General features: G+C 72.5%; 14 protein-coding genes. 5 read left to right on the top strand and 9 right to left on the bottom strand.

What is annotated here, in order from left to right; translation table 11 throughout:
- The coding region (locus tag ACIQUQ_RS02465; protein WP_403970285.1) for an ammonium transporter at positions 1–1,409 on the bottom strand (1,409 nt) is incomplete at its 3' end.
- 323 nt (positions 1,410–1,732) lie between these two features.
- The gene (locus tag ACIQUQ_RS02460; protein ID WP_403970282.1) at positions 1,733–3,208 is read right to left on the bottom strand and encodes a hypothetical protein; all 1,476 of its coding nucleotides are present in this window, start codon (positions 3,206–3,208) and stop codon (positions 1,733–1,735) included.
- A 360-nt stretch (positions 3,209–3,568) separates the two neighbouring features.
- Between ACIQUQ_RS02460 and ACIQUQ_RS02455 the strand changes: the two genes are divergently transcribed.
- Positions 3,569–4,237, top strand: a complete 669-nt coding sequence (locus tag ACIQUQ_RS02455; protein ID WP_399952918.1) for a bifunctional DNA primase/polymerase — start codon at positions 3,569–3,571, stop codon at positions 4,235–4,237.
- A 105-nt stretch (positions 4,238–4,342) separates the two neighbouring features.
- Here the strand turns inward: ACIQUQ_RS02455 and ftsY are convergent, their stop codons facing one another.
- Positions 4,343–5,566, bottom strand: coding sequence for a signal recognition particle-docking protein FtsY (ftsY, locus tag ACIQUQ_RS02450; protein WP_403970278.1), 1,224 nt, complete (start codon positions 5,564–5,566; stop codon positions 4,343–4,345).
- Positions 5,567–5,727: 161 nt separating this feature from the next.
- Here ftsY and ACIQUQ_RS02445 point away from each other — a divergent pair, with 161 nt between their 5' ends.
- Together ACIQUQ_RS02445 and ACIQUQ_RS02440 are read left to right on the top strand one after the other, a co-directional pair.
- The gene (locus ACIQUQ_RS02445; RefSeq protein ID WP_403970275.1) at positions 5,728–7,197 is read left to right on the top strand and encodes a purine-cytosine permease family protein; all 1,470 of its coding nucleotides are present in this window, start codon (positions 5,728–5,730) and stop codon (positions 7,195–7,197) included.
- Positions 7,198–7,271: 74 nt separating this feature from the next.
- Complete coding sequence (locus ACIQUQ_RS02440) at positions 7,272–8,258, top strand: LLM class flavin-dependent oxidoreductase (protein ID WP_403970272.1); 987 nt, start codon at positions 7,272–7,274, stop codon at positions 8,256–8,258.
- A 100-nt stretch (positions 8,259–8,358) separates the two neighbouring features.
- Here ACIQUQ_RS02440 and ACIQUQ_RS02435 read toward each other — a convergent pair whose 3' ends face one another.
- The 4 genes from ACIQUQ_RS02435 to ACIQUQ_RS02420 form a co-directional block, all read right to left on the bottom strand.
- Positions 8,359–9,789, bottom strand: coding sequence for a sugar porter family MFS transporter (locus ACIQUQ_RS02435; RefSeq protein ID WP_403970270.1), 1,431 nt, complete (start codon positions 9,787–9,789; stop codon positions 8,359–8,361).
- Positions 9,790–9,983: 194 nt separating this feature from the next.
- Positions 9,984–13,814: a chromosome segregation SMC family protein gene (locus tag ACIQUQ_RS02430; RefSeq protein WP_403970267.1), complete on the bottom strand. Its 3,831-nt coding sequence runs from the start codon at positions 13,812–13,814 to the stop codon at positions 9,984–9,986.
- A gap of 188 nt (positions 13,815–14,002) precedes the next feature.
- Positions 14,003–14,215 (bottom strand): hypothetical protein, encoded by a 213-nt coding sequence (locus ACIQUQ_RS02425; protein WP_389475524.1) that lies wholly within the window; start codon positions 14,213–14,215, stop codon positions 14,003–14,005.
- A gap of 371 nt (positions 14,216–14,586) precedes the next feature.
- Positions 14,587–14,868 carry an acylphosphatase gene (locus ACIQUQ_RS02420; protein WP_399952939.1) on the bottom strand — a complete coding sequence of 94 codons (282 nt, stop codon included), beginning with the start codon at positions 14,866–14,868 and terminating at the stop codon, positions 14,587–14,589.
- A 132-nt stretch (positions 14,869–15,000) separates the two neighbouring features.
- Between ACIQUQ_RS02420 and ACIQUQ_RS02415 the strand changes: the two genes are divergently transcribed.
- Positions 15,001–15,858 carry a CAP domain-containing protein gene (locus ACIQUQ_RS02415; RefSeq protein WP_403970264.1) on the top strand — a complete coding sequence of 286 codons (858 nt, stop codon included), beginning with the start codon at positions 15,001–15,003 and terminating at the stop codon, positions 15,856–15,858.
- A gap of 107 nt (positions 15,859–15,965) precedes the next feature.
- Here ACIQUQ_RS02415 and ACIQUQ_RS02410 read toward each other — a convergent pair whose 3' ends face one another.
- Positions 15,966–16,565 (bottom strand): flavodoxin family protein, encoded by a 600-nt coding sequence (locus ACIQUQ_RS02410; protein ID WP_403970261.1) that lies wholly within the window; start codon positions 16,563–16,565, stop codon positions 15,966–15,968.
- Between the two features lie 140 nt (positions 16,566–16,705).
- Between ACIQUQ_RS02410 and ACIQUQ_RS02405 the strand changes: the two genes are divergently transcribed.
- Positions 16,706–17,107, top strand: coding sequence for a winged helix-turn-helix transcriptional regulator (locus ACIQUQ_RS02405; protein ID WP_403970258.1), 402 nt, complete (start codon positions 16,706–16,708; stop codon positions 17,105–17,107).
- Here ACIQUQ_RS02405 and mutM read toward each other — a convergent pair.
- Positions 17,080–17,940: a bifunctional DNA-formamidopyrimidine glycosylase/DNA-(apurinic or apyrimidinic site) lyase gene (gene mutM, locus ACIQUQ_RS02400; RefSeq protein ID WP_399952951.1), complete on the bottom strand. Its 861-nt coding sequence runs from the start codon at positions 17,938–17,940 to the stop codon at positions 17,080–17,082. The genes ACIQUQ_RS02405 and mutM overlap by 28 nt on opposite strands.
- Positions 17,941–18,097: the final 157 nt, after the last annotated feature.

Raw genomic sequence — 18,097 nt, 5'->3', positions numbered from 1 at the left:
GTGCTGGTGGGCGTGCTGGATCTCGTCCTGTTTGGGGGGTTCCAGGTGCGGGTTGTGTTGTTGGGGGGGGCCCCGGTTGGGGGGGCGGGGGGGGGGGGGGCGCGGGGGGGGGGGGGGCGGCCGCCCCCACCCCCGCCGGCTCCGCTGAAGTCGTACGCGGTCTCGGCGTGCTCGACCTGGTCGATGCCGGAGACCTCGTCGTCCTCGGAGACGCGCATCCCGATCGTCTTGTCGAGCAGGAAGGCGAGCAGCGCGGACGCGACCAGAGAGTAGGCGAGGACCGCGAAGACGCCGACGGCCTGCTTGCCGAGCTGCTCGAAGCCGCCGCCGTAGAGGAGGCCCTTGGCCTTGGACTGGACGCCGCCGGTGGCGAAGAGGCCGACGAGGAGGGAGCCGACGACGCCGCCGACGAGGTGGACGCCGATGACGTCGAGGGAGTCGTCGTAGCCGAGCTTGTACTTCAGGCCCACGGCCATGGCGCACAGGAGGCCGGCGATCGCGCCGATGGCGATGGCGCCGAGCGGGGAGCAGGAGCCGCCGGAGGGGGTGATGGCGACGAGGCCGGCGACGGCGCCGGAGGCGGCGCCCAGGGTGGTGAAGGAGCCGTGGCGCAGCTTCTCGTAGCCGAGCCAGGCGAGCATGGCGGCGGCGGTGGCGACCTGCGTGTTGACGAACATCACGGCGCCGACGCCGTCGTCGTTGCCGAGCCAGGAGCCGGCGTTGAAGCCGAACCAGCCGAACCACAGCAGGCCGGCGCCGAGCATGACCAGCGGGAGGCTGTGGGGGCGCATCGGGTCCTTCTTGAAGCCGACGCGCTTGCCGATGACGAGGATCACTCCGAGGGCCGCGGCGCCGGCGTTGATGTGGACCGCGGTGCCGCCGGCGAAGTCGATGACGCCCATTTCGAAGAGCCAGCCGCCGGTGCCCCAGACCCAGTGGGCGACGGGGAAGTAGACGACGGTGACCCAGAGGGCGGTGAAGAGCACCCAGGCAGAGAACTTGACGCGGTCCGCGAGGGCGCCGCTGATCAGTGCGGGGGTGATGATCGCGAACATCAGCTGGAAGACGGCGAAGACGTAGACGGGGATGGTGTAGCCGTCCCACAGCTCCGTCAGGCCGATGTTGCCGAGGCCGACGTAGTCGGAGTTCCAGCCGATGAGCGAGCCGGAGTCGGTCCCGAAGGCGAGGCTGAAGCCGTAGAGCACCCAGAGGATCGTCACGATCCCGAGGCTGATGAAGCTCATCATCAGCATGTTGAGGCTGCTCTTCACGCGGACCATGCCGCCGTAGAAGAAGGCGAGCCCGGGGGTCATGAGCATGACCAGGGCGGAGCAGATGAGCATGAACCCGGTGTTGGCTGCAGACAGCTCGGGGGCGTCTGCGGCAAGGGTCGTGATGGCTGGGGCCATCGGCGTCTCCTCGTCGTCGGTACGTCGCGTGCGGGCGATCGTGGGAACCTGACGGCGCAAGGGGGCTGGCCGTCCCGGCTGGCTGGCCGGTTATGGCCCAGAGATTCGCGCAGGCCGGTTTCCGGCGTTGCCGCTCGATGTTTCGCGGCGGTGACGAAGGAGTCGGACGTGTTACGCCCCCATGAACGGGCTCCGGACCCGGCGGGGCCGGGTCCGGACACGGGCCGGCCGCGGCAGCACCCGGTGACCTGGCAATGGGGGAGCCGAGTCGGGCTAACGGGGTGACTGCCGCGGCCGGGGCTTTACGGGCCCGGGGCGGGCCGCTAGACGGCCTCCGCCGTCTCGGGCAGCTGGGCGGCCAGGTGCTCGGTGAGGGAGACGATCTCGGCGACGTCCCCGTATGCGCGGACGGCCGTGTCCACGGTCTTCCGGAGCCGGGTGTTCACCCGCTCGGACCGTATCTTTCTGGCCACCACCAGGCCGCGCTCGGCCATGGCGGCGGCCTGCTCGGGCTGCCGCTGGAGGAGGTGGACGGTGGCCATGCCGATAAGGTTCAGGGCGTACGAGCGCTGGTGCTCGTCGTCCTTCTGGAAGAGGTCGACGGCCCGCTCCATCACCGGCTCGGCCATGGACGCGTACATCGGGCTGCGCCCGGCGACGTAGGCGAGGTCGCGGTAGGAGTGGGAGTTCTCGCCGTTGAGCTCGGCCTCGGAGAAGAAGCGGATCCAGTCCGGCTCGGGCTCGCCGCCCAGGCCCACGTCGGCGAAGGTGTCCTCGGCCATCCGGACGGCGCGCTTGCAGCGGCTGGGCTGGCCCATGTTCGCGTACGCGCGGGCCTCCATCGCATACAGCATGGCCTGGGTGCGGGGCGTGGCGCAGTCGCGGCTGCCGTACTGGGCGAGGTGGATGAGCTCCAGGGCGTCCTCGGGGCGGCCGAGGTGGATCATCTGCCGGCTCATGTTGGAGAGGATGTACGAGCCCAGGGGCTTGTCGCCGGCCTCCTTGGCGGCGTGCAGGCCGAGCACGAAGTACTTCTGGGCGGTCGGCTGGAGGCCGATGTCGTAGCTCATCCACCCGGCGAGTTCGGCCAGTTCCGCGGCGACCTTGAAGAGCCGCTTCATCGTGGCGGCGGGGTGGGGTTCCTGGAGGAGGTCGGTGACCTCGTGGAGCTGGCCGACCACGGCCTTGCGGCGCAGGCCGCCGCCGCACTGGGCGTCCCACTGGCGGAACATCACGGTGGTCGCTTCGAGGAGGTCCAGCTCGGGCTCGGAGAGGCGGGGCGGGCGACGGCCCGCCGGCCCGCTCTCGCGCGGTCCCGGGTCGGCGGCCGGGACGGGCACGAGCCAGCGCTGCATCGGCTCGATGAGGGCGGGGCCGGCGGAGAGTGCGAGCGAGGTGCCGAGGAAGCCCCGGCGGGCGAGCATGAGGTCGCTGCGCGAGAACTCGCTGAGGAGGGCGACGGTCTGGGGGCCCGCCCAGGGGAGGTCGACCCCGGAAACGGACGGCGACTGGTGGGCGCTGCGCAGGCCGAGGTCCTCGATGGCGACGACGGCGCCGAAGCGCTCGGAGAACAGCTCGGAGAGGATCCGCGGGATGGGCTCGCGGGGCTGCTCACCGTCGAGCCAGCGGCGCACGCGGGAGGTGTCCGTGCTGATGTGGTGGGCGCCCAACTGGCGTGCCCGGCGGTTGACCTGACGGGCCAGCTCGCCCTTGGACCAGCCGCTGCGCACGAACCACGAGCTCAGCTGTTCGTTCGGGCGCTTCTCGGCTTGTGTTCCGCTTGCGCCGTTGCCGCTCACTGGAACGCCCCCATCCGCTCGGCCTCTTCGCATCCACCCCGGCCGCGGCCGGCCGGCGGCCGCCTTGCCTCCGGCATACCCATGGATGTGTGCGCCGTCGGGGTGTGTGCACCGAAAGTAATCCTACGATCACCCCTACGGCGAGGTCGATTCCAGAAACGCCACCATTCGCCACCCCTTCGAATGAACTCGCCACCCACGAAGCGCGATTCACTGGACACGGCACGCGTTAAGTGGCAGCGGCCGGGCGGAGGGATGTGCGGCGGGGCGCGCACTGCGAGGAGTGCGCCGGGCAGCGCCGCGACGTCCCGTCCGCACCGGCCTCGTAACCACCGGCGAGTTGGACCCGTTGGAGGGGGCATGGGCTTCACGATCGGCAGCAGCCGGGGCACCAAGGAGTTCCGGTCCGGGTCCCGGCGCCGGGGCCGGATGTCGGAGTGCACAGCAGTGGCGGAGTACACCGGACTGTGGGGCTGGGACGTGGTCCCCGGGACGCGCGCCTCGGCCGCCGGGGAGTGCTCCTGCGGGGACGCGCAGTGCGCCGCGCCCGGGGCGCATCCGCTGACCTTCGGGGCCGAGGTGCCCGCGGGGGCGACCCTGGACGAGGTGACCGAGGCGTGGGGCGCGTTCCCCGGCGCCGCGGTGCTGCTCCCGGTGGGCCGGTCCTTCGACGTCATCGAGGTCGCGGAGGAGGCCGGGCGGCGGGCGCTGGTCCGGCTGGAGCGGATGGGGCTGCCGCTGGGCCCGGTGGCGGTGACCCCGGCCGGCCGGGCGCAGTTCTTCGTGGCGCCGGGTGCGGCGGCGGAGCTGCCGGGGCTGCTGTACCGGATGGGCTGGGACGACGCGGACCTCGACCTGCGCGCGCTGGGCCCCGGTACGTTCGTCACCGCGCCGCCCTCGGACCGCTCCGGGCTCGGCGCGGTGGGCTGGCTGCGGCCGCCGACGCTGGACACGGCGGGCCGGCCGCCGCAGGCGCGGCTGCTGCTGGGCACGCTGGCGTACATCTGCCACCGCCTGCACCGCTTCTGACCGGGCCCCTCCCCCCGTACGCGAGGACGCCCCGCGCACCGGTCGGTGCGGGGGCGTCCTCGCGTACGGGGTCGTGCCGGCCGGCACGGAGCGGCGTACGCGCGGTCAGTCGCCGATCAGGGCGTCGACGAACGCGCCGGGCTCGAAGGGGGCCAGGTCGTCCGCGCCCTCGCCGAGGCCGACGAGCTTGACGGGGACGCCCAGCTCGCGCTGGACGGCGATGACGATGCCGCCCTTGGCGGTGCCGTCGAGCTTCGTGAGCACGATGCCGGTGATGTCCACGACCTCGGCGAACACGCGGGCCTGGACCAGGCCGTTCTGGCCGGTGGTGGCGTCGAGGACGAGCAGGATCTCGTCCAGCGGGCCGTGCTTCTCGACGACGCGCTTGACCTTGCCGAGCTCGTCCATCAGGCCGGTCTTGGTGTGCAGCCGGCCCGCGGTGTCGATGAGCACCACGTCGGCGCCTTCGGCGATGCCCTCCTTGACCGCGTCGAACGCGATGGAGGCTGGGTCGCCGCCCTCGGGGCCGCGGACGGTACGGGCGCCCACGCGCTCGCCCCAGGTCTGGAGCTGGTCCGCCGCGGCGGCGCGGAAGGTGTCGGCCGCGCCCAGCACCACGCTGCGGCCGTCGGCGACGAGGACGCGGGCGAGCTTGCCGGTGGTGGTGGTCTTGCCGGTGCCGTTGACGCCGACGACCATCACGACACCGGGGGTGTCGAGGCCGCTCTCGGTCTTGACCTGGCGGTCCATGTCGGGGCCGATGATGGCCACGAGCTCCTCGCGCAGCAGCGCGCGCAGCTCCTCGGGGGTGCGGGTGCCGAGCACCTTGACCCGCTCGCGGAGCCGGTCGACCAGCTCCTGGGTGGGGGCGACGCCGACGTCCGCGACGAGCAGGGTCTCCTCGATCTCCTCCCAGGTGTCCTCGTCGAGGTGCTCGCGGGAGAGCAGCGTGAGCAGGCCCTTCCCGAGCGAGTTCTGGGAGCGCGAGAGGCGGGCGCGCAGCCGGACCAGGCGGCCGGCGGTGGGCTCGGGCACCTCGATCTCGGGGGCGGCCGGGGCCTCCGGCTCCGCGGCCGGTTCCTCGACGGCGACCGGGGTGCGCGCCTCCGCCTCGGGGAGCACGACCTCTTCGATCGTGCGGCGCGGTTCCTCCGCCGTCTGCGCGGCGTCCTCCCCCACCTGCGGTTCCGCGGGCGGGACAGTGATGGTCGGCGTGCTCGTCGGCGCCGTGGGCGGCAGCTGCTTCTTCTTGCGGCCGCTGACCACGAGCCCGGTGATCGCGCCGACCGCGACCAGGGCGATGACTACAGCGAGAATCAGGATTTCCATAACTCGACCAGTATCGGCCACGGCCGCCGCGGGGCGGGGACCTCGGAGGTTGCCACAAGGGCTTAAGCCTCTGTTTGGGCTTTTCGGTGTGAATCTACGATGATGGACGACTTCCCCCGTCTGTACGGATTCCGCCCTTTCCCCTGCCCCACGGAGCGTCGATGCCTGCCGAGTCCGCCGAGCCCGACGGCGCGATAGAGACCCGCGGCCTGGAGCCGGTCCCGGACCACGAGCGCGGCGGCCGCGTCCGTGAGCTGGTGCCGACCTGGGTCGCGGCCAACATCAGCGTGCTGCTGCTGACCATGGGCGCCGGCCTGGTGATCTTCAACGGGCTCAACCTGTGGCAGGTGCTGGTCGTCGCCGTCGTCGCGCCGGTCGTCTCGTACGGGCTGGTCGGCCTGATCTCCATCGCGGGCAAGCGGGGCGGCGCGCCGGGCATGGCGCTGTCCCGCGCGGTCTTCGGGCAGCGCGGCAACCTCTTCCCCGGCGCGCTGATCTGGATCGCCCGCTGGGGCTGGGAGACCATCAACGCGGTCAGCGGCGCCTACGCCGTCCTGACCGTGCTGGACCTGCTGTTCGGGGTGAAGAGCAACACCGTCCTGATCGTGGTCACGCTGCTGCTGTTCGTCGGCTGCACCTTCCTCGTCTCGGGTCTGGGCATCAACGCCCTGCGGGTGTGCAGCAGGTGGTCGACGTACCTCTTCGGCGGCTTCAGCGTGGCCGTCCTCGGCTACCTGGTCGCCGAGACCGACTGGTCCGCGGTCTTCGCCAAGCCGGCCGGGTCGACGGCCATGATGGTCGCGGGCATCGGCACGATCGCCGCGGGCGGCCTCAGCTGGGTGCCGTCCGGCCCGGACTTCACGCGCTACCTGCCGCGCACCGCGTCCTCCCGCGGCATGGTCGGCGCGACGATCGGCGGCGCCGCGCTCGTCGTGGTCCCGATGGTGCTCATGGGCGCGGTGATGGCGGTGGGCACTCCGGACCTGGCCACCGCGCAGGACCCGGTCTCCTTCATCGGCGAGCTGCTGCCCACCTGGATCGCCGTCCCGTACCTGCTGGTCGCCCTGGTGGGGATGCTGCTGATCAACTCGATGTCCATGTACTCGGCCGGCTTCACCGCGCAGACCCTGGGCATCAGGGTGCCGCGCGCGTGGGCGGTGAGCGTGAACGCCGCGATCAGCCTGGTCTTCGGCTTCCTGCTGATGGTCGTCGCCACGAGCTTCTTCGGCTCCTTCATCTCCTTCCTGACCCTGCTCGCCGTCGCCTTCTCCGCCTGGATCGGCGTGTTCGGCGTGGACCTGTGGCGCGGCCGCGCGTACGACGCGCGCGCCCTGCTCGACACCGGCCGCTCCAGCGCGTACTGGTACCGGGGCGGCTTCGCCTGGCAGGCGATGACGGCCTGGGGCGCGGCGCTGCTGGTGGGGCTGCTGTTCACGAAGGTCGACTGGTTCGCCGGGCCGCTCGCCGGCACGTGGATCGGCGGGAACGGCCTGGGCTGGGTGGCGGGCATCGTCACCTCCGGCCTGCTGTACGCCGTACTGCCGCACGCCGCCGGGCCGGCCCGCACGGAGCGGCCGGAGGGGGCGGGGCCGGAAGCGGAACGCGAGCCCGCCGGATCCCTGTCCAACTGACGCCACGTCAGCTAACGTCCCCCTTCGCCCGGCCCCTCCCGGCCGGTCCAGCATCCGGCGAAGGGGGACTCTCCATGCCCATCACCGTGGCCCGGTTCAATCTCGTCGACCCGGAGGGGACCCCGGAGTCCCTCTCGGCCCGCTACAAGGCCGCGCTGGAGATGGCGGTGTACGCGGACGACCGCGGCATCGACACCGTCCAGACCGAGGAGCACCACGGCACGGACAACAACTGGCTGCCCTCCCCCTTCGCCTTCGCCGGGGCCGTGTTCGGCGCCACCCGCCGGATCGCGGTCACCGTCTCGGCGATCATCGGCCCGCTGTACGACCCGCTGCGCGTCGCCGAGGACGTGGCGGTGCTCGACCTGCTGAGCGGCGGACGCCTGGTGACCGTCGCCGGCATCGGGTACCGCCCCGAGGAGTACGAGCAGCACGGGGTGGAGTGGGGCAGGCGCGGCAGGCTCCAGGACGAACTGCTGGAGACCCTGCTGAAGGCGTGGACCGGCGAGCCCTTCGAGTACCGCGGGCGGACGGTGCGGGTCACGCCCGTTCCCTACACGCGGCCGCACCCGCTGCTGCTGGTCGGCGGCAGCTCCCGCGCGGCGGCCCGGCGGGCGGCGCGGCTCGGGCTGCCGTTCTTCCCGAGCGCGCACCTGCCGGAGCTGGAGGCGTACTACCAGGCCCAGCTGGCCGAGCACGGCACCGAGGGCTTCTGCATGATGCCGGCCGCCGAGACCCCGCTGCTGCACGTGGCGGAGGACCCGGACCGGGCGTGGGCCGAGTACGGCCGGCACTTCCTGCACGAGGCCGGCATGTACGCGTCCTGGCAGTCCAAGGACATCCGCTCGGCGGTACGGTCCACCGCCCGGACGGTCGAGGAGCTGCGCGCGGAGGGCGTGTACCGGATCCTCACCCCGGACGAGGCGGTCGCGTACGCCCGCGGCGCGGGCGAGGCGGGGAACCTGGTGCTGCACCCGCTGTGCGGCGGGATGCCGGTGGACGAGGGCTGGCGGAGCCTGCAGCTGCTCTGCGAGCAGGTGCTGCCCCGCCTAAAGGGCTGACCCCCGAGGCCGGCGGTGCGCCGGTGGACGGACACCGCCCCGGCCCGAGGAGGGGCCGGGGCGGTGCCGTCGTTCGAGGAGCGGGCGGGGCGGGGGTTGATCAGCCCATCTCCTCCAGCGCCTTGCCCTTGGTCTCCGGCACGAACTTGATGACGAAGGGGATCGAGAGCACGGCGAAGCAGGTGTAGATCACGTACGCGCCCGACAGGTTCCAGTCGGACAGGGTCGGGAAGGTGACCGTGATGGCCCAGTTCGCGACCCACTGGGCGGCGGCGGCCACGCCCAGCGCGGCGGCCCGGATGCGGTTGGGGAACATCTCGCCGAGCAGGACCCAGACCACCACGCCCCAGGAGAGGGCGAAGAAGAGGACGAAGGAGTGCGCGGCGACGAGGGCGACGATGCCCTGGTCGTGCGGCATGGAGATCTCCCCGTTGATCTCCTGCTTGTACGAGAAGGCCCACGCGCACGCCGCGAGGGAGACGGCCATGCCGATCGAGCCGATCAGGGCCAGCGGCTTGCGGCCGATCCGGTCCACGAAGATCATCGCGATCACGGTGCCGATGATGTTGATGATCGACGTGGTGAAGGAGTAGAGGAACGAGCTGGTCGGGTCGATGCCGACGGACTGCCACAGCGAGGAGCTGTAGTAGAAGATCACGTTGATGCCGACGAGCTGCTGGAAGACGGACAGGCCGATGCCGATCCAGACGATGGGCAGCAGGCCGAAGCGCCCGCCGCGCAGGTCCTTGAAGGTGGACTTCACCTCGGAGCTCATGGCGTGACGGATCTCCGCGACACGCGCGTCCAGGTCCACGTGGGAGCCCTCGACCTCGGCGAGCACCTTCTTGGCGGTCTCCTCGCGGCCGACGGAGATCAGGAAGCGCGGGGACTCGGGGATCACGAAGGAGAGCAGGCCGTAGATCACGGCCGGGACCACCATCACGCCCAGCATCCACTGCCAGGCCTCCAGGCCGCCGATCTCGCCGCGCTGGTCGCCGTCGGCGAGGTTGAGGATGCCCCAGTTGACCAGTTGCGAGATGGCGATGCCGATGACGATGGCGGCCTGCTGGAACGAGGCGAGCCGGCCGCGGTAGGCGGGGGGCGAGACCTCGGCGATGTAGGCGGGGCCGATCACCGAGGCCATGCCGATGCCGAAGCCGCCGATGACCCGCCACATCGCCAGGTCCCACAGGGCGAAGGGCAGGGCCGAGCCGATGGCGCTGGCGGTGAAGAGCACGGCGGCGATCTGCATGACCCGGATGCGGCCGATCCGGTCGGCGATCCGGCCGGCGGTGGCCGCACCGAAGGCGCAGCCGATCAGCGCGGCGGCGATGACCTGGGCCAGGGCCTCGGAGCCGATGTCGAAGCGGTCCCGGATGGCCTCGACGGCGCCGTTGATCACGGAGCTGTCGTAGCCGAAGAGGAAACCGCCCATCGCCGCGGCCGCGGTGATGAAGATGACGTGGCCGAGGTGATCGGGCTGGGAGGCGTTGCCGCCGCCCGGCGCGGGCGCCTTCGCTGTGCTGGTCAAGGTGTGCTCCGTGGGGTTTCGTCCGTCCTCCTAGTTGCGCACAGGTCAAGATCGCGCGCACCTGAAGACGAGAGGCAGCCACCAGAGCTTATGTGTTCACTTTTTGAAGTCAATAGCGGGTGCCGGGTTCGCTTCACCCGAAGACTTCAGGCCATGACTTCAAGAGATGAACCCACCAGGTCGGCCAGTCGCTCCTAGCGGAGGCGCTGGCTGATCACCTTGGACACCCCGTCGCCCTGCATCGAAACGCCGTAGAGGGCGTCCGCGACCTCCATCGTGCGCTTCTGGTGCGTGATCACGATCAGCTGGGAGCTCTCCTGGAGCTCCTGCATGATCCGGATCAGCCGCTGGAGGTTGGTGTCGTCCAGAGCGGCCTCGACCTCGTCCATCACGTAGAAGGGACTGGGCCGGGCCTTGAAGATCGACACGAGCATGGCCACGGCCGTCAGCGACCGCTCGCCGCCCGAGAGCAGCGAGAGCCGCTTCACCTTCTTGCCCGGCGGACGGGCCTCGACGTCGACGCCCGTGGTGAGCATGTTGTCCGGGTCGGTCAGCACGAGCCGCCCCTCGCCGCCCGGGAAGAGCCGGGAGAAGACCCCCTCGAACTCGCGGGCGGTGTCCCGGTAGGCCTCGGTGAAGACCTGCTCGACGCGCTCGTCGACCTCCTTCACCACCTGGAGCAGGTCGGCACGGGTCTTCCGCAGGTCGTCCAGCTGCTCGCTCAGGAACTTGTGCCGGTCCTCCAGGGCGGCGAACTCCTCCAGGGCCAGCGGGTTGACCTTGCCCAGCTGCTGGTACGCGCGCTCGGCGGCCTTCAGCCGCTTCTCCTGCTGCGCGCGGACGAAGGGACCCGGCCGGTTGCGCGGGTGGTCGGGGTCCTCGGGCAGCTCCTCGCCCTCGGCGGGCGGCGAGGGCGGTACGGGCTGGTCGGGCCCGTACTCGGCGACCAGGCCGGCCGGCTCGACGCCCAGCTCCTCCAGGGACCTGGCCTCCAGGGCCTCGATGCGCAGCCGCTTCTCGGCGCCCAGCACCTCCCCGCGGTGGACGGAGTCGGTGAGCTTGTCCAGCTCGCCCTTGAGGTCCCGGCCGTGGTTGCGCTCGTGCGCGAGCTGCTGCTCGCGGACGCCCTTGGCCTGCTCGGCGGCCTCGCGCTCGGCCCTGGCCCGGCCGAGCGAGACCTCGATGTGGGCCAGCAGCTGCCGCGTGCCGGCGCCGACCGCGGAGGCCACCGCCGCCTCGTGGCGCAGCCGTGCCCGCCTCCGCTCGGCCCTGGCGCGGGCCTCGCGTTCGGCCCTGGCCCCGCGGTCGAGGGCATCGGCCCGGCCGGCCAGCCCCTTGACGCGCTCCTCGTGGGTACGCAGCTGGAGGCGGGCCTCCATCTCGGTCTGCCGGGCGTTGGCGCCGTCGGCCGCGAGGCGGTCGCGCACCGCGTTGTCCGGCTCCTCCTCCGCGGGCATCTCCTCGGCCGTCACCAGCCGGGCGGCCAGCTCCTCGGCCTCTTCGAGGGCCCGCTCCAGGGCGTCCTGGGCCTTGGCCGCAGCGGTGGTGGCGCGCTCGGCCTCGCCGGCGGCGCCCCGCGCCTGGCCGGCCAGCCGGCCCAGCTGCTGCGCCACGCCGGACTTCGCCTTCTCCGCTGCGCGCCGGCGTTCGCCGAGCTCCTCCACCCGGGCCGCGCACCCGGCCCGCCGTGCCCCGGCGGCCTCCTGCTCCTCCGTCAGTTCTCCGCAGCGGCCGTCGAGCTCGACGAGCCGGGCCGCCGCCTCGTCGACGGAGGCCTGCACCTCCAGCAGGCTGGGCGCGCCGGCGGCGCCGCCGTACGCGAGGTGCGGCCCGAGCACGTCGCCGTCGGCCGTGACGGCGACCAGGTCCCCGCGCCCGCGCACCAGTTCGGCGGCCGCGTCGAGCGTGTCCACCAGCACGAAGTCGCGCACCACCCAGCGCACGGCCGCCAGCGCCCCGGCGGGCCCGTTGACCAGGCCGGCCACGGGTACGGTGCGCACGCCGGCAACCACCTGGGCCGCCCGGCCCGGGGCCTCGGCGAGGACCGCGGGACCGTCCGGCCTCCGGTCCCCGGCCCGCTCCCCGCCGTCCTGCCCCTCGGCGGCACCCGTCGGCGGGGCCGTCGCGTCGTCTCCCGCGGCTCCCGCGCCGCCGTGCCGCTCCCCCGCAGGCGCCGGGACGCGGCCCGCTGCGGAGCCGGGTGCCGCGGCCGGGTCAGGGCCCCCGGCCCCGGTTGCCACCGCGTCACCGGGCGCGGCCGCAGGGTGCGGGATGCCCGCACCGCCGGTTCCGGCCGCGCCGTCCTGGACCCCCGTCACCAGCAGCGTCGCCCGGCCGGCGTCCGCGGTGCGCAGGTGCCGCAGGGCGGCCACGGCGGCGTCGGCGTCGGCCACGGCCAGCGCGTCGGCCGCCGCCCCGAGCGCCGCCGCGACCGGCACCTCGTACCCCGGGGTGACCGACAGCAGCTCCGCCGCCGGGCCCAGCAGTCCGGCCAGCCGGTCCCGCGCCGCCAGCAGGGCGCCCGTACCGTCCTTGCGCCGCAGGCCCAGGGCCAGGGCGTCGTGCCGGGCGCGCACCGCCGCCCGCTCCCGCTCCGCCGCGGTCAGGGCGTCCCGGGTGCCGGCGAGGGCGGCTTCGGCCCCGGCCAGCTCGGCCCGCGCGGCCTCGTGCTCCGCGGCCAGCGCCTCGTCGCCGGTGTCCAGCGCCTCGACCTCGGCCCGCAGTTCCTCGTACTCCTCCTGGGCCCGCACGGCACGCTCGGCCGCCGCGTCCCGGGCCTCGGCCAGCCGGTCGATCTCGGCCTGCGCGGCGGCGGCCCGCGAACGCGCCGCACCCACCTGGCCGCTCAGCCGGGCGAGCCCCTCGCGGCGGTCCGCGATGGCCCGTGCCACGTCCTTCAGGCGCCGTTCCTCCAGCGCCAGCGAACGCTCCAGCTCGGCCCGGTGCGCGACCGTGTCCTCCAGGGCCCGTTCGGCCGCCTCCAGGGCGGCCGACAGCTCCGCCTCCTGCTCGCGGATCCGGGCGGCCTCGCGCTCCATGTCCTCGGGGTCGCGGCCGCGGCGCTCCTCCTCGACCGGTGCCGTGGCGCTCTTGACCCGCGCATCGGCCAGCGAGACGGTGCCCCGCACGCGTTCGGCGAGCTGGGACAGCTCGTACCAGGTCTGCTGGGCGCGCTGGAGACGCGGTGTCAGTTCGCGCACCGCCTCCTCCAGCTCGGCCTCGCGGCGCAGGGCGGCGGCCAGTTCGGCCTCGGCGGCCTCCTTGCGCTCCTTGAGCGCCGCCTCGTCGGCGAGTTCGGCGGCCAGGGCGGCCCGCAGGGTGACCAGGTCGTCGGCCAGCAGGCGCAGCCGGGCGTCGCGCAGGTCGGCCTGGATCACGGCGGCGCGGCGCGCCACGGCGGCCTGCCGGCCCAGGGGCTTGAGCTGGCGGCGGAGTTCCTCGGTCAGGTCCTGGACGCGGGCGAGGTTGGCCTGCATCGCGTCGAGCTTCCGCAGCGCCTTCTCCTTGCGCTTGCGGTGCTTGAGGACGCCGGCCGCCTCCTCGATGAAGGCGCGGCGGCCCATGGGGTCGGCGTGGAGCACGGAGTCCAGCTGGCCCTGGCCGACGATGACGTGCATCTCCCGGCCGATGCCGGAGTCGGAGAGGAGTTCCTGGATGTCGAGGAGCCGGCAGGTGTCTCCGTTGATCTGGTACTCGCTGCTGCCCCCGCGGAACATGATCCGCGTGATGGTGACCTCGGCGTATTCGATGGGCAGCGCGCCGTCGGAGTTGTCGATGGTGAGGGAGACCTCGGCACGGCCGAGCGGCGGGCGGCCCGTGGTGCCCGCGAAGATGACGTCCTCCATCTTCCCGCCGCGCAGGGACTTGGCTCCCTGTTCACCCATGACCCAGGAAAGCGCGTCCACCACATTCGACTTGCCGGAGCCGTTGGGGCCCACGACACAGGTGATGCCGGGCTCGAAGCGGAGCGTGGTCGCGGAGGCGAAGGATTTGAATCCGCGGAGGGTCAGGGCCTTGAGGTGCACGCCGCCGGACTCTACCTTTCACTTCCGGTTTCACATATGAAGGTGCAGGGCACATCAGACGTTAAAGAATCTCCCCGCCCACCTCCGGCGGTGCGCCGTCTCCGTCCGGGCAAAAGAACGAAGGGACGCCGAAGCGTCCCTTGCAGATCACGCGGGAGTAGTGACAGCGAACGAGCGGGTCGAAGCGATCAGGTGAGCGCAGGCTCCGCCTTGGGTACGTCGATGTCAATGCTGTCCAGCAGCGAGTCTCCGTGCTGAGCGGCGGCCGTCAGCGCGTCGTTCTCGGACTGGATCCGTACGAGCTCGGACTCCAGGTCCTGGACGCGCTGCTGAAGCCGTCGCATCTCGGCGAGGAGTCGCGGGTCGGAACCGCCGACGTAACCGAGAAGCGCCTTTGCCATGATGGATGGTCCTCCACACTGAGTGACCGACCGAAGCGGTGTGGGTCGTGAGGGAATCGCACCCGCGGAGTCCGGCGGTGCCTGTCCGTCACTGCGGTTCTCGTGACGAACACCGTCAAACAGCTAGGTGCGCGGGGACTTCCAGCGTCTCACCAAAAAGTTTGACGGTCAACACGATCACGCCCCGTATCGGCGGGCAACCCGGCCCGCGTCAGGGCCCGGAGATCATCTGTGCAGGTCCGCGGGGCGCAGAGGGCCCGAATGGTGGACGGCCGAGATCATCCTCTTCCCGAGCCTTCCATGTCGCGGCGTGATCGGCAAGAGGTCCGCGAACCTCGTCACCCCCCGCGTGACCGGCACGTCACCCCCGGTCAGCGCATTCCGAAGCCGTCGTATCCGCCGCGCGGGATGCCCCAGATCTCGGTGACGCCGTCCACCCGCCCCGGCGTGTCGGAAGACCGCAGCCATTCCAGGAGCCGGTGGCAATTCTCACGTTGACCTTCGGCCACCACCTGTACCCGCCCGTCGTCGAGATTGAGGGCGAATCCGGTGAGTCCCCCGATCGTCATCGCGTTCTCCCTGGTGAACCACCGGAAGCCCACTCCCTGCACACGGCCGCGCACCCACGCGGTCATACGGACGTCTTCATTCATGCGTGAACGCTAACCGCCCGATTGGCAGACGAGCACTTCACGGCCATGCCGCATGGCGTACAGTCGCGCAGCAATAGCCTCACCCATTTGGGTGAGTAAAGGTTGATCTTGCACGCAAGGAAGGCATTGCCGATGGGACGCCACCGGAGCCCCGCGCCCCGCCGCGGAAAGCGGAACGCGCCCGTACGCACCGGCCTGCTGGGGGTGACCGCGGCCGTCGCGCTCGGCGCCGCCGCCGTGACCTCGGGTCTGGTGCCGGTCGGCGAGAACTTCGTCCTGGGCGGCCACGGGGAATCGGGGGCGAAGACGACGGCCCAGTCGTCGCCCAGCCGGTCGCCGCAGCCCCGGACGCAGACCACGGCACAGCGGCCGAGCGGGCTGAAGAGCCTCAAGGACAGCGGTACGCAGACCGGCGCCTCGGGCAAGGCCCCGGCCGCCCCGTCGAAGCCGTCCGCGAAGCCCACCCCGACCGCGAAGCCCACGCCGACGGCCAAGCCGACCCCCACGGCGAAGCCCGCCCCGAAGGCGAGCACCAAGGCGCCGGAGCGGCCCGAGCCGTCGGCCACCCCGACGAGGGTCCCGGCCTCCGCCCCGGTCGTGCCGCGGAACGAGGCCACCGCCGCCGAGGCCGCCGTCCTCGCGCTGGTGAACCAGGAGCGCGCCCAGGCCGGCTGCCGCCCGGTCCGCCAGAGCGAGCCGCTGGCCGCGCTGGCCGGCGCGTTCAGCAAGGACATGGCGGTACGCGGCTTCTTCGACCACACCGACCCCGACGGCGCGAACCCCTGGGACCGCGCCTCCAGCGCCGGCATAGGCGGCCTGGGCGGCGAGAACATCGCCCGCGGCCAGGGCGACGCGGACGCCGTGATGGCGGCCTGGATGAACAGCCCCGGCCACCGCGCGAACATCCTGAACTGCGAGTTCCGCACCATGGGCGTCGGCGCGCACTTCGCCTCCGGCGGCCCCTGGTGGACCCAGGACTTCGGCTTCTGACCCGGACCCCGCACCGGGATCCGGGCGGGGACAGCACGGACGGGAGGGCCCCGGCACCATCGTGATGGTGCCGGGGCCCTCCCGTCTGCTCACCCGCGCGTCGCGCCTCAGGCGGCCACGGCCGCCCGGCCCGCCAGCAGGACGCGGGCGGTCTCGGCGACCCGGCGGCCCAGGTGCTCGGCGGTCGCGACGTCGGCCTTGTGCACGGCGTCGGGGCCCTCGTCCGAGTTGGTCTGGGCGCCGGCACCGGCGAAGAAGCCGAGGCGGTTGAGGTCGTGCTCGGAACCGGTGCTGGAGTTCCAGCCCGGCTTCAGGCCCAGGTTGACCCAGTGCATGCCGTGCTGCGCGGCCAGGGTCTGGAAGTAGGAGAGGGTGTGCGACTTGTCCCCGCTCTTCGAGCCGGAGTTGGAGAAGCCGGCCGCGAGCTTGTCCTGCCAGGCGTCGCCGAACCAGCGCTTCGAGGTCGCCTCGGCGAAGACGTGGAAGGCGCCGGAGGCGGTGCCCATGTACGTCGGCGAGCCGAAGACGATCGCGTCCGAGCCGTCGAGCAGCTCCCACTGGGCGTCGTCGATCTCGTCGACCTTGATCAGGTGCACCGTGGCGCCCGTGTCGGCGGCCCCGGCGCGGACGGCCTCCGCGATCACGGCGGTGTGGCCGTAGCCGGAGTGGTAGGCGATCGAGACGACGGGGGTGTGCGTGGTGGTCACGGCGGTTCTCTCCTCAGACGGGGTCCGGCACCGGTCCGTCCGGTCGCGGCGCCGGAAGAAAGGTAAGCACTAACTTTTAGAAAGCGCAAGCTACCGGTTAGCGCTTACCTGTGGGCGGTGCCCGGAGTACCCTGTTCCTCATGGAGAGCGTGGAGACCACCGCCGCCGGCGAAGACCTGGCGTTCGACGTCTTCGCCCGCGCCTGTCCGTCCCGGGAGACCCTCGGGCACGTCACCGGCCGCTGGGGAAGCCTGACCGTCACGGCGCTGTACGACGGGGCGTGCCGGTTCAACGAGCTGCGCCGCCGCGTGGACGGCGTCAGCGAGAAGATGCTGTCGCAGACCCTGCACGCGCTGGAGCGGGACGGGATCGTGCACCGCGAGGCGCAGCCGACCAACCCGCCGCGGGTGGACTACGAGCTGACCCCGCTGGGCCGCGGGGTGGCGGAGCGCCTGATGGCGCTGATCGACCTCGTGGAGGCCGACATGCCGCAGGTCATCGCGGCACGTGAGCGCTACGACGCGGAGCGCGGCGCCCTCTGACAGCGCGGGCAGAAGTAGCTCGACCGGTTCATCCACGGCCGGCGCCTCACCGGGGTGCCGCAGCGACGGCAGGGCAGGTCCTCGCGCCCGTACGCGTCCAGGGACCGGTCGAAGTAGCCCGACTCGCCGTTGACGTTCACGTACAGGCTGTCGAAGCTCGTGCCGCCCACCGCGAGGGCCGCGTTCATCACGTCCCGCACGTGTCCCAGCAGCTCGGTGCTGCGCGGGCGGGTGAGGGTGGCGGTGGGGCGCTCGTAGTGGAGCCGGGCGCGCCAGAGCGCCTCGTCGGCGTAGATGTTGCCGACGCCGCTGATCAGGGACTGGTCCAGCAGGGCCCGCTTGACGGTGGTGCGGCGGGCGCGCAGGGCCAGGTGGTACGCCGTCTCGTCGAACAGCGGGTCGAGGGGGTCGCGGGCGATGTGCGCGATGACGTCCGGCAGGCCGTCCGGGGTGTTCTCGTGCAGGGAGAGGCCGCCGAAGGTGCGCTGGTCGACGAAGCGCAGCTCGGTGCCGAGGGCGTCGTCGAAGCGGAGCCTGATGCGCAGGTGCTTCTCGTCCGGCGCGTCTTCGGGCTGGACGAGCAGCTGGCCGCTCATGCCCAGGTGGCCCAGGACCGACGTCTCCCGGCCCTCGAGCGGCAGCCAGAGGTACTTGCCGCGGCGCCGCGCCTCGCCGATGGTCTCGCCCTTGAGCCGGGCCGCGAAGTCCTCGCCGCCGGCCGGGTGGCGGCGTACGGCGCGGGGGTGCAGCACCTCCGCCTCGGCCACGGTCCGACCGGCGACCCAGCGTGCGAGGCCCCGGCGTACGACCTCGACCTCGGGCAGCTCGGGCACGGTGTTCCTCCGGAAGGACGCGGATCCGCGGCAGGGACCCCTGGGATGCTCCGAGCCTACCGGCGGGCGGCGGGACCGCGGAGCGGACCCCGGAACATCGCCCCGTACCCCGCCCGGCGCACGGTACGGGCAGGGAACGACCGAACACGGACCTGGC

The sequence above is a fragment of the Streptomyces sp. NPDC101118 genome (assembly GCF_044759445.1).
GTDB lineage: Bacteria > Actinomycetota > Actinomycetes > Streptomycetales > Streptomycetaceae > Streptomyces.
The sequence above is the reverse complement of the archived record's forward strand: the minus strand, read 5'-3'. Positions and strand labels throughout refer to the sequence as shown.